Raw genomic sequence first — 14,578 nt, forward strand, 5'->3', positions numbered from 1 at the left:
GGTGCGGCCTGGCAAGGAGGCCACGACAATGACCGCCGCTCCCCGTACCGCCCCTGCAGGCCGGCCATCGCCCGGCTGACCAACCCGCCTGACCACCGCCGCTACCCCCGGGCGAGGTCGGCGAAGCGGGAGTAGTGGAGCTGGTGGGCGACGGTGACGGTGGTGGTGGGGCCGGCGCGGTGTTTGGCCAGGATGAGGTCGGCTTCGCCGGCGCGCGGGTCGTCGCGTTCGGTGGCGTCTGGCCGGTTGATGAGCAGGACGATGTCGGCGTCTTGCTCGAGCGCGCCGGATTCACGCAGGTCGGCGAGCATGGGGCGCTTGTCGGTGCGCTGCTCCGGGCCACGGTTGAGCTGGCTGATGGCCACCAGGGGCACGTCGAGTTCCTTGGCCAGCAGTTTGAGCTGGCGGGAGAACTCGGAGACTTCCTGCTGGCGGGATTCGACCTTCTTGCCGGAGGTCATCAGCTGCAGGTAGTCGAGCACGATGAGTTTGAGGTCGTGCCGCTGCTTGAGCCGCCGGGCCTTGGCCCGGATCTCCATCATGGTCATGTTCGGCGAGTCGTCGATGAACAGCGGCGCCTGGGAGATCTCGGACATGCGGCGGGCCAGGCGGGTCCAGTCGTCGTCGGACATCCGGCCGCTGCGCATGTCCTGCAGGCGGATCTTCGCCTCGGCCGAGAGCATGCGCATGACGATCTCGGTGCGGCTCATCTCCAGCGAGAAGATCACGCTGGTCATGCCGTGCTTGATGGAGGCGGACCGGCAGAAGTCCAGCCCGAGGGTGGACTTACCGATACCGGGTCGGGCCGCCACGATGATCATCTGACCGGGGTGCAGGCCGTTGGTGACCTCGTCGAGGTCGGTGAACCCGGTGGGCACCCCGCGGGCCAGGCCGCCCTCGGAGGCGATCGCGTCGATTTCGTCCATGGTGGGCTGGAGCAGGTCCTCCAGCGCCACGTAGTCCTCGCTGGTGCGGCGTTCGGTGACTTCGAAGATCGCCGCCTGGGCCCGGTCCACCACCTCGTCCACGGCCGCGCTCTGGGCGTCGGCGGCGCCGTAGCCGTACTGCACGATCCGGGTACCTGCCTCGACCAGCCTGCGCAGCACCGCCTTCTCGGCCACGATCTGCGCGTAATAGGCGGCGTTGGCGGCCGTAGGCACGGTAGCGATCAACGTGTGCAGATACGGGGCACCACCCACGCGGGCCAGCTCGCCGCGGCGCTCCAGCTCCGCCGACACCGTGATCGGGTCCGCCGGCTCACCTCGGCTGTACAGGTCGAGGATGACGTCGTAGATCGCCTGATGCGCGGGACGGTAGAAGTCGGCAGGCCGCAGCACCTCCAACACGTCGGCAATGGCGTCCTTGGACAACAACATCCCCCCGAGCACCGACTGCTCGGCCGCGATGTCCTGCGGTGGTTGCCGGTCGAACCCGCCACCCGGGGTGGAGGACGCCGGAGCGGACCCGGTGAGTGCCGGACTGCGGTCGTCGGTCAATGCCACCGCCGCTGAACCTCCCCGTCTCGAACACTCGTTCGATTCCCAGTATGCCGCACGAATCCCCCTGCCGCGGGCAGGCTGCGGTCGTGTCGGACCACGAATCGGCGACCCGCCGTCCGCCGGGGTGGCGCCGCCCGCCCCGGCCACGGTGACTCGGCCGCAGGTCGACGCTCACTTTTGTCGGGTTTGACGGGTCTTTCGCCGCAGCTGCCGGCGGCGCGGACGTTGGCACGCTAAACCGCTCCGCGCACCCCTGCCAAATCGGCCTGGGGATGAATTGTGGATGACCTGTGGACTACTTGGGGGCAACTGTCCCCAGTCGCTCACAGGAGCCCGCGAGGCTGTGGACAACTTGGGGACAACTATCCCCCATGTGGGAAAAACCGCAGGTCAGACCCTGTGGATAAGTTGTGGATAAGATTGTGATCAGACGTTCGGCGTGTCGCGGCAAAACGTCATCCCGGGCGTGTCGCGCTTCCCGGCGGCCGGCACGCATCGCGGCCGCCGTAGCCAGCCGTGCCGCGGCCGGCCCGCATGATCGACGTCTCGCCGATCCGGCGGATCCGGTCGCCCAGCTCCCTCATCGTCGTCGGATCGAGCCCGCCACCGTCGAGCTCGGACAGCAGCAGGCTCAACGTGCGCACCACGCCGGGGTTCACCTCGGCGATCCGGGCGAACAGCTCGCGATCGCGGTCGATCGCATCGTTCACGGCTGCTCCGCACACCCGGGATCGGGGCGAACCTGGTGGATCGGCGCGCCCGGCCACAATCCGCACCTGGCGCAGGGGTAGTGCGGATATCGCAGTTCGTAGGGGTGCGCGATGTTCCGCCATTGCTCCTGGTGGGGTAGCGCTTCGGCATGTCGGTCAGGACGGGCCGATGCTGCGGCGCGGGGTCAGCTTGGCGTGATGTGACGGCCATGCCGTGATGAAACCGCGACTGTCGCTCGGCGGGACTGCCGATCCGGCGAATTCTGGGAATATTCGCTTCCGGAATATTCCTATCCGGAACAGCTGCGGATCAGGGCTTGCCATGCGTCGGCGAGGATGGTCTCCACCGCGGAGCGCCGTGGGTGCCAACCCAATTCGCGGCGTATCCGTGAACTGTCGGCCAGCAACACTGCCGGCTCGTCCACCGGGGGCCCGTGCTTCATCCGCACCGGGCGGCCATTGACCTCTTCTGCGATCTTCACCAACTTGGCGAGTGATGTGCCGCGCCCGCTTCCGACGTTGTACGTCCGCCACTTACCGGGAGTACATGATTCCAGCGCGAGCACGAACGCGTCTGCCATGTCAGCGACATGCACGAAATCTCGGACGACCATGCCGTCACCATTGAGAGTCAGCTCCGGTGCGATGCCGGCTTGCACCGCGACGATCCTCGGCACGATCCGCGTGTTGTCCTGGTCCGATGCGCCGTGCGCAGCTCCGGCGACGTTGAACGCGCGAAGCGCTACGGCGCCGATCGCGCCGGTAGCGGTGCAGCCGGCAACGATGTGGTCTGCGGCGAGCTTGCTCGCGCCATACGGATTTGCCGGCACGGTGGGCGAGTCCTCCGTCACTGGCTGCGGGACGTTCGTCCCGTAAACAGCGGCAGTCGAGGCGAGTACCAGCCGTTTCGGCGTTGCCGGGCTCGCTGTGGCGAGCAATGCCGATACGACGTTGAAAGTTCCACCGACGTTGACTGCCCAGTAGTCGGATGCGGCGGATGCTGACTCGCGTGTTCTTGTCAGAGCAGCCAGATGACAGACGGCGTCGACGCCGGCGACTGCTGCACGGACAGCGTCGGAATCGCGCACATCGGCGACACGCCCTGACAACTGGCCGCTGCGTCGCGCCATTGGGACGACGTCGTGACCTGCCTTGGCCAAGGCAGCCACAACCGCCCTGCCGACGAAACCGGTTGCGCCGGTGACCAGTACTCGCACGCCTCAAGCTCCCAGCAATCGGTGCCGATGCTCCCAGGCCAGCGTGAGGCACGCGCGCGCAATCGGCGACAGTGGCTCGTCACGCAGCCGCTGGATCGAGTCCGAGGTGAACGGGATGCCCACGGTCGGCCGGCCTGCCGCTGTGCCCACCGCGGAGCCTTCGTCGTTCCGGGCGACCATGGTGGCGAAGAGACGGTCGAAGACCGCCCCTTCGATCACCGCGACGGTGAGAAATTCGATCCACAACGTCAGTGGTTCCACCACCAGGGCGCAGACGAATACGCGGAAGTCCCCGGCATCGCGAGCGGCCATGAATGACTTGAACGGATCACTGTTCAAGTAGTCGACGGGGTCCACCGAGTTTTCGTCGTGCTCGGGGTTGCCCAGAAATTCTTCCGAGTATTCGCGTTGAATGTTTCGCCAAATGGAAAAATCGTTGGCCTGATGGGCGGGGGCCAAAGCCGCGGGCTGGAACATCCCGGCGGGGATCACGTGGTACATGCCACCGGCCGCAGCGACCGACTTGGCGTCCCTACGGTGCAGGTAGATTCGGTGGCCGTCGATCGGGTCTCGTCTGATCGTCAGCGTGTTGATGCTCGGCATGACTGGCCGAGCCGCCAGGTCGAACGGGTCGGCGACATGGCGACGCAGGGTCAAATCGGCAAAGCTCGGACGTCTCCGCCCAGCGCGCAACCACGCATCGGCGAACTCGTGAGCTACCGCCTCATGCACATCGAGCACATCGAAGTAGCACGTGTAGCCGAACTCGAAGACGCCTTTCCCTGCGGACCACCTCGCATCCAGCAAACGGTATCCGAAGCGGTTGTCGAGCAATCTGGGGCGGGCCAGATCACGCAGTGCCAACGAATAGCGGCGGTATCGCGCACCAGTTGCCGTGAGCGGGCGAACGTGGGCGGTTTGCTCGATGCTTCCGGTGATCGCCGGGATTGGCATCCGATCGTCCGGTCGCCAGGTCAATCGGATGTCGGCCAGCTCCACCGGCTCGCCCGGTGTCCAGTCGTCCCTGGTAAGAATCGTCGTTCCGGGTATACGAGCAAAGCCGGGGTACAAGTCGGCCGCGAGATCGCTCAACGTGACCCGGTGCGCGTTGAGTTCGGAACGTACGACCCGCCAAGCTTGCTGGCTCTCCCATTCCGAGCCCTGCAGGTCGCTGATCTGTCGTGGATCCGGGACGGAGTCCGCGCTGCAGTCGGGTAGAACGCCGAAATGCTCCGGCGGGATGCTCAGCCGCGCCGCCACTTCGCGAAGCTCGTCGAGCTTCAGCAGGATGTCACCGTTCTCGATCTTCGAAACCCTCGACTGTGTGGTGTGCAGAAGCTTGGCCACCTCTGTCTGGGACAGTCCGCGCTCCTGGCGGAACCAACGGATGACGTCACCAGCATTGGACCCGTCCGGTGGCGCGTCCGAAGATCCGGCTACATACAGCCACCGACCGGTGTCCTGTGCCACGCCTGCCTCCCTTCTGCCAAATCACAGTTTGCCGGGAAGCCTGGCACCTTCGTGCCCGCTACAGCCTGCACAGCGACATCGGACTGCCGATAGTTCCGATAGTTCATCATCCGACGCGTCCGGCACTACCCGGACGCCCGGTTGACAAGTCGGCCGTGATGGCGCGTCCAAGGAGACTGGTGGGTGCAGGTCGGACGGACGTTGCAAGTGTGCTTGGCGAGGCCGTACGTGGTGTGCGATCGCGGCCGATCGCATCGTTCACGGCTTCTCCGCACATCCGGGATCAGGGCGCACCTGGTTGGTCGGAAGAAAGATCCCACTCCGTTGCGTATCGGATCACCGGCCATTCCAACCTCTCCGCCCCAACCATTCCGCTGGTCGCTGACGAGATCCGTGCCGAGCTGGCCCAGCACGATCCCGCCACGCTGGTCGGGGTGAGCTGCCTCGCGCGTGGCGCGGATCAGGTGTTCGCCCGCGTCGTCCTGGAGTAGGGCGGCAAGCTCGAAGTCGTCCTGCCCGCCGCCGACTACCGGGAGCGCAAGGTCAAGCCGGACAACGCCGCCGAGTTCGACGAGCTGATCGGCAAGGCCGACAAGGTCCATGTCATGCCGTTCCAGCAGTCCAACCGCGAGGCGTACATGGCCGCAAGTGAGCACGTGCTCAGCAATGTGGATGTCCTGATCGCAGTGTGGGACGGCGAGCCGTCAGACGGCTACGGAGGAACCGCCGACGTGGTCACTGCTGCTCGTGCACGCAGCATTCCGGTCACTGTGATCCGGCCGGAGGGTGCAGCCCGCGAGTGATGCCAAGCAGGCCAGGCGCCGATGATGGCCCGTCGCAGCACCGGCCGACGGAGCGGCCGGATGCAGACATTGGAAAACCCCGTGGTGCTGCCAGGTCGGGGGTCCGCCAGCATCACGGGGTCACCTGGGCTATCGGCGCCCACATACAGCGTGTTACAGATTTCCCCGACTGTGACATGAATCACTCAACCGGTCGATAGACAGCGCCAGAAATATCCCTTTACGTCCAGTTTTACCTGGTCATTGCGGGGTAACGCGCAGGTAATCAATCGTCCGGCCGGTTCAACAGGTACTGGCCGAAGTGCGGCACCGTGAACGCGATACGGCCACGCTCGGCGGAGTACACCAGGCCCTTCTTCATCAGGCTGTCTCGCGCCGGCGACAGCGACGAAGGCTTCCGGCCGAGGTAGACGGCGACGTCCGCGCTGCGCGCCGACTCGTCGCGACCATTGGTCAGTTCCGCCATGGCCAGCAGGTACTCCCGTTCCGCCGGAGTGGCCCGCTCGTACCGGGAGCCGAAGAAGCCGACGGCGAGCTCGGCTTCCGCTTCCGGCGCGGAGACCTCGACGTCTTCGGGACCGATCGGGTCGGTGGGGGCAGCATCCCAAGCAGCCTTGGCATAGGCCTGGATGAAGTACGGATAGCCGCCCGACGCTTCGAACAGGGCGTCCAGTGCTTCCGGTTTGATGCCCGCGCCTTCTCGTTCGATCGGCACCCGGACCGCCTGATCGGCGTCTCCGCGTTCCAGCCGGTCGATGCGCGTGTACCGGAAAAGCCGCTCGGAGTAGGACTTCGACGCGGACAGGACCGTGGGCAGATGCGGCAGGCCGGCGCCGACGACGACCAGAGGAGCACCGGACTGCGACAGCTCGTGGCACGCCGCGCACAGCGCGGACACGTCCTGCGGCTGCAGGTCCTGCATCTCGTCGATGAGCAAGGCGACGCCGGTACCGACGTCCGCGGCGAGCTCGGCCACGTCGGTGAACAGTTCGACCAGGTCGATCTCGATGTCCCCGGAATCGGCACGTCCCGTCGCTGCCGGTACGTCGATGCCGGGCTGCCAGCGATCACGCAGCTTGGCGTCCGGCTTGCTGGCGCGTAGCGCGAAGGCCTTGAGCACGCCAAGAACTTCGTCCACGCGATCGGGTGCGCGGTGGCGGACGGCCAGGTCCCGGATCGCCCGGTGCAGCGCGGCGGAAAGCGGCCTGCGCAGCTCGGAGTCCGGGCGCGCTTCGATCTTGCCGGTGCCCCAGCCGCGCCGCATCGCCATCGAACGCAGCTCGCCGAGCAGGACGGTCTTGCCCACGCCGCGCAGTCCGGTGAGCACCAGGCTGCGCTCCGGGCGTCCGCGCGCGACTCGTTCCAGCACGACCTCGAAGGCATGGAGCTCGCGCTCCCGTCCGGCGAGTTCGGGAGGGCGTTGCCCCGCACCGGGAGCGAACGGGTTGCGAACCGGGTCCATGCCCTAGAACAGTATCCGCATCTCTAGCGCAGACCCGATATTGCGGCATACAAGGCTACGGCGTGTCGAGGCGCCGCCCGCGGCCTCCGAGGACCGACACGTCGGCCAATGGCGCTTTCTATGGCTCTATATGTCTCGCGCTAGATAAGGCAATAGAACACGAGCGGCGACCCCCTGGAAGCCGGGTCGGCGAGGACGAGTAGTGCACAGTATTCGACCTTCTACTATTCGACGAATAGATGGGTATACATCGACAGAGTGCGGTGTCGCGCCTTGTACGGCTCTCTAGGACGGAGCCAATACGGCCACATATTCGCCTAGGCGCCTGGGGGACGGGCCACGGTTCCTGCGGCTCGCCTGTGGAACTCATCGGCGTCGCGCCGCCGGACGTGGTGGGCGAGTAGGCGGGTCCTGAACGTGGCCGGCTGACCGGCGGCGGGCCGACGCCGAGCTTTGAGCGTTCGGCGTCGGCCTCAGGGGCGCGGTTTGCCCGTCGCTGAACCGGTCAAGTCCAGCTCCTGTGCGTTTGACCTTCGTTCGAACAGGTGAATGCTGTGGACATGACGGAGCGGGGTGAGACGGAACACCAGCGGCTGACCCGCAACGTCAACGAGTTGCTCGGTGAGCTGCGGGTCGCCCAGGCCGGCGTGCAGATCTTGTTCGGCTTCCTGCTCGCCGTGGTGTTCACGCCGATGTTCGCCGAAGCCGGACTGCTGGTGAAGGCGTTGCACCTGGCCGCCGTGCTCCTTGCGGTGCTGGCCACCGCGCTGTTGTCCGCCCCGGCCACGTGGCACCGCGTGCTGTTCCGGAAAGGACTGCGCCGGGAGATCCTTGCCGAAGGCAACCGCATGGTTCTGGCCGGCCTGGCCTGCCTGGCGGCAGCGCTCACCGTCACCGTGTCGTTGATCGGCTACGTGGTGTTCGGCCTGGTCGCACTGATCGTGCTCGCGGTGCTGGTGTCCGCGTGCTTCACCTACCTGTGGGTGGTCGCTCCGCGCAGGCTGCAGCGGATCAAGCAGGATCCTCCAGCCGGAAACCGACCTTGAGACCGACCTGGAAGTGCCCCACGTCGCCGTCGACGATGTGCCCGCGGATCTCGGTGACCTCGAACCAGTCGAGCCCGCGCAGCGTCTGCGAGGCCCGGCGCACGGCCCTCCGGATGGCGTCGCTGACGCTCTCGGTGGAGCTGCCGACGATCTCGGTCACGCGATAGGTGCGGTTGCTCATTTCGACTCCTCACGCCCGGTGATGGTCAGTGATCGACTGTGACCACCGTGATCGACCGTGACCACAGTGGTCGACGGTGGCCACAGTGGTCGACGGTGGCCACAGTGATCGACAGTGGCCGCAGTGATCGACAGTGATCGACACTGCCCCGATTCTTCCCCGCCGTGGCGGTCGCCGCACTCGCACCAAACGCCGAGACTGACGCTTCAGCGCTGCCCGTACGCTGTAGGCGTGACCGAGAAGCCGCAGATCCCGAACGTCCTGGCCAGCCGGTACGCGTCCGCGGAGCTGGCACGGTTGTGGTCTCCGGAGCACAAGATCCGGCTGGAGCGGGAGCTGTGGCTGGCGGTGCTGCGGGCCCAGGCCGAGCTCGGTGTCCCGGTACCCGACGGGGTGATCGAGGCCTACGAGCGGGTCATCGACCAGGTCGATCTGGCGTCGATCGCCGCGCGTGAGCGCGTCACCAGGCACGACGTGAAGGCACGTATCGAGGAGTTCAACGCGCTGGCCGGGCACGAGCACGTGCACAAGGGCATGACCTCCCGCGATCTGACCGAGAACGTCGAGCAGCTGCAGCAGAAGCGGTCGCTCGAGCTGCTGCGGGACCGCACGGTCGCCGTGCTGGCGCGGCTGGCCCAGCTGGCCGCCGAGCACGCCACGCTGGTCATGGCGGGCCGCTCGCACAACGTCGCCGCGCAGGCCACCACGCTGGGCAAACGCTTCGCGACGGCCGCCGACGAGCTGCTGGTGGCCTTCGAACGGCTGGAGGGTCTGCTGCAGCGGTACCCGCTGCGCGGGATCAAGGGCCCGGTCGGGACCGCGCAGGACATGCTCGACCTGCTGGGCTCGCAGGCGGCGGTCGAGCAGCTGGAACGGGTGGTGGCCGAGCACCTGGGCTTCGAGCGGGTGTTGACGTCGGTCGGCCAGGTCTACCCGCGTTCGCTGGACTACGAGGTCATCACCACCGTCGTGCAGCTGGCCGCCGCGCCGTCCAACCTGGCCACCACGATCCGACTGATGGCCGGGCACGAGCTGGTCACCGAAGGATTCCAGCCCGGCCAGGTGGGATCGAGCGCGATGCCGCACAAGATGAACACCCGCTCGTGCGAACGGGTCAACGGGCTGGCCGTGGTGCTGCGTGGGTATGCGTCCATGGCGGGCGAGCTGGCCGGCCAGCAGTGGAACGAGGGTGACGTGTCCGACTCGGTGGTTCGCCGGGTCGCCCTGCCCGACACGTTCTTCGCCGCCGACGGCCTGCTGGAGACGTTCCTGACCGTGCTGAGCGAGTTCGGTGCGTTCCCCGCGGTGGTGGAGCGCGAACTGAACCGTTACCTGCCGTTCCTGGCCACCACGAAGGTGCTGATGGCGGCCGTGCGCGCAGGCGTCGGGCGGGAGGCCGCGCACGAGGCGATCAAACGTCACGCGGTGGCGGCCGCACTGGCCATGCGGGAGCAGGGCGCCGCGGAGAACGACCTGCTCGACCGTCTCGCGGCCGACGAAACACTGCCGCTCGACCGGGCGCAGCTGGAATCGCTGCTGGCCGATCCGCTGTCGTTCACCGGGCTGGCCTCGGCGCAGGTGGATTCCGTCGTGCGCCGGGTGGACGAGATCGTGAAGCGGTACCCGGAGGCGGCCGCGTACACACCCGCCCCCATCCTCTAGTTCCGGCATAGAGTCGGCCGCATGCCGCTCCCGGTCGTCCATTCGCTGCACTACTACCCGGTCAAGTCGTGCCGCGGTGTCAGCGTGCCTGCGTCCGACGTGCTGGCCACTGGCCTCCGCCACGATCGCTCGTTCGCTGTGGTCGACGAGTTCGGTCGCTGTATCACTCAGCGCGAGTACCCGGCGTTGGCCGCAGTCACCGTCGACCTGCGAGATGACGTGCTGACGGTGAGGGCGTCGTCGCAGGGGCAGTTGAGCATTCCTGTTCAGCTCGACGGCAAGCGGCACCCGGTGACCGTGTTCACGTTCAGCGGCGACGGAGTGGATCAGGGTGACGACGCTGCGACGTGGTTCGGCGACTATCTCCGCAGGCCGTGCCGCCTGGTACGGGTGGCGCCGGATCATCATCGGGTGGCCAGCGGCGAAACGCCGGGGACGACCGGGTTCGCGGACGGGCAAGCGCTGACGGTGGCGTCTCTGGCGTCATTGGCCGACCTGAACGAACGCATCGTCATGCGCGGCGGCGAACCCGTGCCGATGGATCGCTTCCGGCCCAACATCGTCGTCGACGGCTGGACCGAACCGTTCATCGAAGATCGAGCACGGCGGATGATCGTCGGGACCGCCGAGATCGGCTTCGCCAAGCGAGACACCCGGTGTTCGATCACGCTGGTGGATCAGGCGACGGGCGTGCGGCGGGGATCCGAGCCGATCCGCACGCTGGCCACCTACCGACGTGACCCGGAGAAGGGACGGGTCGCCTTCGCGGTGAAATGCAATGTCGTCCGGCCGGGCCGCCTCGCCGTGGGAGATCCGGTCGACGTGACCGCGTGGGGCCCCGGGCTGACGGCCGATTGAGGCAGCGGCCGGCCCGATGCTTGGTCCTAGTCCGCGGAGATCGTCACTTGATCGGTCGCGGTGGCGCCGAGCCCCAGCCGCTGTGCCGCTGAGCCGCCGTTGACGGCGATCGCGACGTGGCCGGCGGAATCGGCCAGCACCACCAGCTCTCCGTCACTGACGTCGGCGAACGTCCTGCCGACAACGCCGTCGAACCGCTGTTGGATGCGCACCCTGGTGCCCTCGGCCAGGCCGGCCTCCGTCAGGCTCGACGCCTGCGCCGTCAGCTGCACGTTCCCGAACCGGTCGATCGTCGCCACTCCGGCGACGACTTCCCCTGGGCGCACCGACGGTGCCGGCGTGGGCAGCCGATGCAGCTCGTCGAGCGGAATCGACGGTCCGAACTCGGCCGGGTCGACACCGGCTGCCAGGTGAGCCGCGGCGGGCGCGAAGAGGTCGCGACCGTGGAAAGTCGACGAGACCGGGTGCAGGCGGAATTCCTCCGCCACCAGCTCGATCGCGTGCCGGGCTCCGCCGAGCGCATCGGCCGCAGGCAGCAGCAGACCGTTGTCCGGGCCGACCAGCACTCCGGACGCGGCGATCAGCACGATGCCCCTGCGCTCGGTCCCGACACCGGGGTCGACCACCGCGAGGTGCACCGCGGGCGGCAGGTAGCCGACCGCTTGGGCGAGCGCGAAGGCCCCGTGCCGGATGTTCCCCGGCGGCACGCCGTGCGTGATGTCGATGATGCGGCAGCGTGGCGCGATGCGGGCGATCACGCCGTGGCACACCCCGACGAACGGGTCACGCAGGCCGTAGTCCGTGGTGAACGAAATCCACTCGTACATGCCCGCTCCGTCGCTCGTTCAACATGTGGGAAGCGTTTCCAAATGATGGCTCGGCCCTCACGATCGTAGGCGTTTGTCACGCGACAGAGTGAACGCCGAGGAGAGGACATGCCCAGTTTGCTGTTGTTCGGGTTAGCCGGATTTCTGGCCCAGCTGGTCGACGGGTCACTGGGCATGGCCTTCGGCGTCACCGCGACGACCGCGCTGCTGGCCATCGGCGTGGCGCCGGCGCTGGCATCGGCGTCCATCCACCTTGCCGAGGTGGGCACCACGCTGATCTCCGGTGTCTCGCACTGGCGTTTCGGCAACGTCGACTGGCGCACCGTCGGTTTGCTTGCGGTGCCTGGCGGCATCGGGGCTGCCCTCGGCGCGTACGCACTGGTCTCGGTGTCCACCGAGTTCGCCAGTGTGTGGATCGCCGCGCTGCTGACCCTGCTCGGCCTCTACGTGCTGGTGCGGTTCGCTTTCCTGCGGCTGGGGACGCTGGTGGCGAACCGTCGGCCGGGAGCGAAGTTCCTCGGGCCGCTCGGCCTGGTGGCCGGCTTCGTCGACGCGTCCGGCGGCGGTGGCTGGGGGCCGCTTGCCACCACCACCCTGCTGTCCAGCGGCCGGCTGCACCCGCGCAAGGTGATCGGGTCGGTGAATGCTGCGGAGTTCATCGTGGCGCTGTCGGCCAGCGTCAGCTTCCTGTTCGCCCTGAGCGGGTCCGGCGTGGACTTCACCATCGTCCTCGGGTTGCTCCTGGGTGGCGTGATCGCGGCTCCGGTGGCCGCGTGGCTGGTGCGCTTCTTGCCGCCCCGCGTGCTCGGCGCCGCCGCAGGCGGCCTCATCGTGCTCACCAACACCGACAAGCTGCTGTCCGAGTTCGGCACCGCACGCAGCCTCAACATCGCCATCCACGTGGCCGTGGCCGCGCTGTGGATCATCGCGGTCGTGTCGGCGGTGCGGGCCACGCGTGCCGAGCGCGCCAAGGCCGAGAAGACCGAGGAAGGCGAGCTCGCACTCGCGGCGGAGGGCTGATCCGGAAAGGCCACTACGGCGCCGACGCCTGCGGCGCTGGCGATCTGGGCGAAGTCGCCGCCCGGTGGCCCGCGGCGGGTGACACCGAGGTGGCCGGCGCCGTATGGCCTGGCGGGCCGAGTGGTCTCGGCACCGGGCTGCTCCTTGGGCCGGCCACGGGGTACCGGGCGGCGTTGACTCGGTGAGCTGGACAAGGCGCCCCCGGCTCCCGATGATTCGCACGAGCGGTCCGGGACCTGCAGGCACCCGGTGATTCGAACGAGCGGCCCGGGCCGACAGGCACCCGGTGAGGTGTGTCAGGCCGTCAGGCCGGCCCCGGCACCCGGTCACCCCAGCCGGGCAGATCGGCTCCACACTCGCCAACCGCGGCCAGACAAGCCAAGTAGGCCCGCCCGGCGACCCGGCCGAACAGGCCACGCCGGGCCCGGCAGCCCAGCCGGTAACGCCGTCAGGCAGGGCCAGCCGCGACACCCGATGCCCCTGCCAGTTCAGGCTCGCCCAGTCCGACACCGGACAGCCCCAGCCAATCAGGCAAGCAGGCCCGATACCGGTGATCCGGCCCGACGAACCGGAACGGACCCACCCCACCGACTCAGGGCCAGGCAACTCACCCCGACAACCCCAGCGATCAGCCACACCAGACCCACACCCGGCAACCCCGGCCAAACAAGCCACACCAACCCCACCCCGACCCATCCGACCAAGCAAGCCGGAACCCCCAACCCCCGACACAAGCCAGGCAACCCACCCCGACAACCCCAGCGATCAGCCACACCAGACCCACACCCGGCAACCCCGGCCGGACAGGCCAAGCCAGCCCCGGCACACCACGGGATCAGCAGGCGTCAGCCACCGACCGTGTCCGAGACGGTCCGGGGCTGCAGCGTCTTTGTCACGTTCCGGTAGCGCCGCCGTCATGGGACTCTGGCTCACTGGACACGTGGCTTCACGACTCCTGGTTTCACTCTCCGGCGCAAGCGCACCGACCCTTCCGGTGCTGACCGAGATCACCGCCGAGCTGCGGGCTCGCTCGACACCCGTGGCTCTGTTCGTTCGCCCGCGCGGCGTGGCGGCGTCGCCCGTCCTTGCCGACTGGGTGAGGTCCCGTGTGCACAGCGGGGACGACCTGCTGATCCACGGCTACGGCGACCCGATCCCGCAGCAGCGGCCGGTCCTGCGCAGCAGCCGCGCCGAGTTCGCCGGGTTGTCCGAGCACGAAGCCGGCCTGCGGATCAGCGCGGCGACCAGTGCCATGGCACAGGCCGGGATCCCGGCCCGCGAGGTGACCGGGTTCGCCCCGCCGGGCTGGATGGTTTCGGACGGGACTTTGACCGCACTGCGGAAGAGCCGCCTCGCGTTGTGTGCGGACGGCGGCCGGGTGCACGATCTGCGCACCGGAACCGTCCACCGAGGGCGGGTGTTTCCGTTCGGCGGCGGTGGCTCGGAGCGCGCAGAAGCCCTGCGCTGCTTCGCCTTGCTGCTGACCGTTGCGCGCATGGTCAATCGCGTCGAGCTGCTTCGCCTGCACATCGACGCAACGCAGGCGGTCCGACCGGGGCCGCGACAAGCGTTCCTGGACGCGGTGGACATCGCGTTGGAGGCCGGGGCCGTGCCCCAGGCGTATCGGCAGCTCGTGGCGCGCAAGACGGATCGCTCGGGCAAAGCCGCATGACTGCGAGAGCTGTGCCTTCGCGACCCCGTCGCCGCTGCCGACCATCTGCACGCCGAGCAGCCGGCCGTCGGGGGTGTGCACCATTACGAACCCGGCAGGGCCGTGCGTTGCGCATGAACCGCAAGGCCGTGAAAGCTGCGCACAAAGCCGC

At 68.0% G+C, this 14,578-nt stretch carries 14 protein-coding genes; 7 read left to right on the forward strand and 7 right to left on the reverse strand.

Translation table 11 applies throughout. The features are described from left to right. Nucleotides 1–101: 101 nt before the first annotated feature. The 4 genes from dnaB to CXP56_RS09285 all read right to left on the reverse strand — a co-directional run bounded on the left by dnaB (nt 102) and on the right by CXP56_RS09285 (nt 4,896). A complete protein-coding gene (gene dnaB / locus CXP56_RS09270; RefSeq protein ID WP_286900750.1) occupies nt 102–1,502 on the reverse strand; it encodes a replicative DNA helicase in 1,401 nt (466 codons plus the stop codon). Between the two features lie 452 nt (nt 1,503–1,954). Further along, nucleotides 1,955–2,209: a hypothetical protein gene (locus CXP56_RS09275; protein ID WP_286900752.1), complete on the reverse strand. Its 255-nt coding sequence runs from the start codon at nt 2,207–2,209 to the stop codon at nt 1,955–1,957. Nucleotides 2,210–2,499: 290 nt separating this feature from the next. Further along, the gene (locus CXP56_RS09280) at nt 2,500–3,426 is read right to left on the reverse strand and encodes an NAD-dependent epimerase/dehydratase family protein (RefSeq protein ID WP_286900753.1); all 927 of its coding nucleotides are present in this window, start codon (nt 3,424–3,426) and stop codon (nt 2,500–2,502) included. 3 nt (nt 3,427–3,429) lie between these two features. Continuing rightward, on the reverse strand, nt 3,430–4,896 hold the full coding sequence (locus CXP56_RS09285) for a helix-turn-helix domain-containing protein (protein ID WP_286900755.1): 1,467 nt from the start codon (nt 4,894–4,896) through the stop codon (nt 3,430–3,432). Between the two features lie 209 nt (nt 4,897–5,105). Here CXP56_RS09285 and CXP56_RS19020 point away from each other — a divergent pair, with 209 nt between their 5' ends. Continuing rightward, nucleotides 5,106–5,387: a hypothetical protein gene (locus tag CXP56_RS19020; protein WP_353744542.1), complete on the forward strand. Its 282-nt coding sequence runs from the start codon at nt 5,106–5,108 to the stop codon at nt 5,385–5,387. Between the two features lie 114 nt (nt 5,388–5,501). Continuing rightward, nucleotides 5,502–5,699: a hypothetical protein gene (locus CXP56_RS19025; RefSeq protein WP_342665098.1), complete on the forward strand. Its 198-nt coding sequence runs from the start codon at nt 5,502–5,504 to the stop codon at nt 5,697–5,699. A 265-nt stretch (nt 5,700–5,964) separates the two neighbouring features. Here CXP56_RS19025 and CXP56_RS09295 read toward each other — a convergent pair whose 3' ends face one another. Continuing rightward, nucleotides 5,965–7,161, reverse strand: a complete 1,197-nt coding sequence (locus CXP56_RS09295; protein ID WP_028847016.1) for an ATP-binding protein — start codon at nt 7,159–7,161, stop codon at nt 5,965–5,967. A 560-nt stretch (nt 7,162–7,721) separates the two neighbouring features. Between CXP56_RS09295 and CXP56_RS09300 the strand changes: the two genes are divergently transcribed. Continuing rightward, complete coding sequence (locus CXP56_RS09300; RefSeq protein ID WP_286900756.1) at nt 7,722–8,207, forward strand: DUF6328 family protein; 486 nt, start codon at nt 7,722–7,724, stop codon at nt 8,205–8,207. On the opposite strand, the gene CXP56_RS09305 is transcribed toward CXP56_RS09300, so the two are convergent. After that, nucleotides 8,173–8,388 (reverse strand): dodecin, encoded by a 216-nt coding sequence (locus tag CXP56_RS09305; RefSeq protein WP_028847018.1) that lies wholly within the window; start codon nt 8,386–8,388, stop codon nt 8,173–8,175. The genes CXP56_RS09300 and CXP56_RS09305 overlap by 35 nt on opposite strands. Nucleotides 8,389–8,619: 231 nt before the next feature. Between CXP56_RS09305 and purB the strand changes: the two genes are divergently transcribed. After that, nucleotides 8,620–10,050 (forward strand): adenylosuccinate lyase, encoded by a 1,431-nt coding sequence (gene purB / locus CXP56_RS09310; protein WP_028847019.1) that lies wholly within the window; start codon nt 8,620–8,622, stop codon nt 10,048–10,050. Between the two features lie 21 nt (nt 10,051–10,071). Beyond that, a complete protein-coding gene (locus CXP56_RS09315; protein WP_028847020.1) occupies nt 10,072–10,908 on the forward strand; it encodes an MOSC domain-containing protein in 837 nt (278 codons plus the stop codon). Between the two features lie 26 nt (nt 10,909–10,934). Here the strand turns inward: CXP56_RS09315 and CXP56_RS09320 are convergent, their stop codons facing one another. Beyond that, nucleotides 10,935–11,735, reverse strand: a complete 801-nt coding sequence (locus tag CXP56_RS09320) for an SAM hydrolase/SAM-dependent halogenase family protein (RefSeq protein ID WP_028847021.1) — start codon at nt 11,733–11,735, stop codon at nt 10,935–10,937. A 108-nt stretch (nt 11,736–11,843) separates the two neighbouring features. On the opposite strand from CXP56_RS09320, the gene CXP56_RS09325 reads away from it, so the two are divergent. Both CXP56_RS09325 and CXP56_RS09330 read left to right on the forward strand, forming a co-directional pair. Continuing rightward, nucleotides 11,844–12,755 (forward strand): sulfite exporter TauE/SafE family protein, encoded by a 912-nt coding sequence (locus CXP56_RS09325; protein WP_286900760.1) that lies wholly within the window; start codon nt 11,844–11,846, stop codon nt 12,753–12,755. A 994-nt stretch (nt 12,756–13,749) separates the two neighbouring features. Then, nucleotides 13,750–14,427, forward strand: a complete 678-nt coding sequence (locus CXP56_RS09330) for a DUF2334 domain-containing protein (protein WP_051309967.1) — start codon at nt 13,750–13,752, stop codon at nt 14,425–14,427. The last annotated feature ends 151 nt before the right edge of the window (nt 14,428–14,578 follow it).

It is taken from the genome of Thermocrispum sp. (assembly GCF_002919275.1).
GTDB classification, from domain to species: Bacteria; Actinomycetota; Actinomycetes; order Mycobacteriales; family Pseudonocardiaceae; genus Thermocrispum; species Thermocrispum agreste.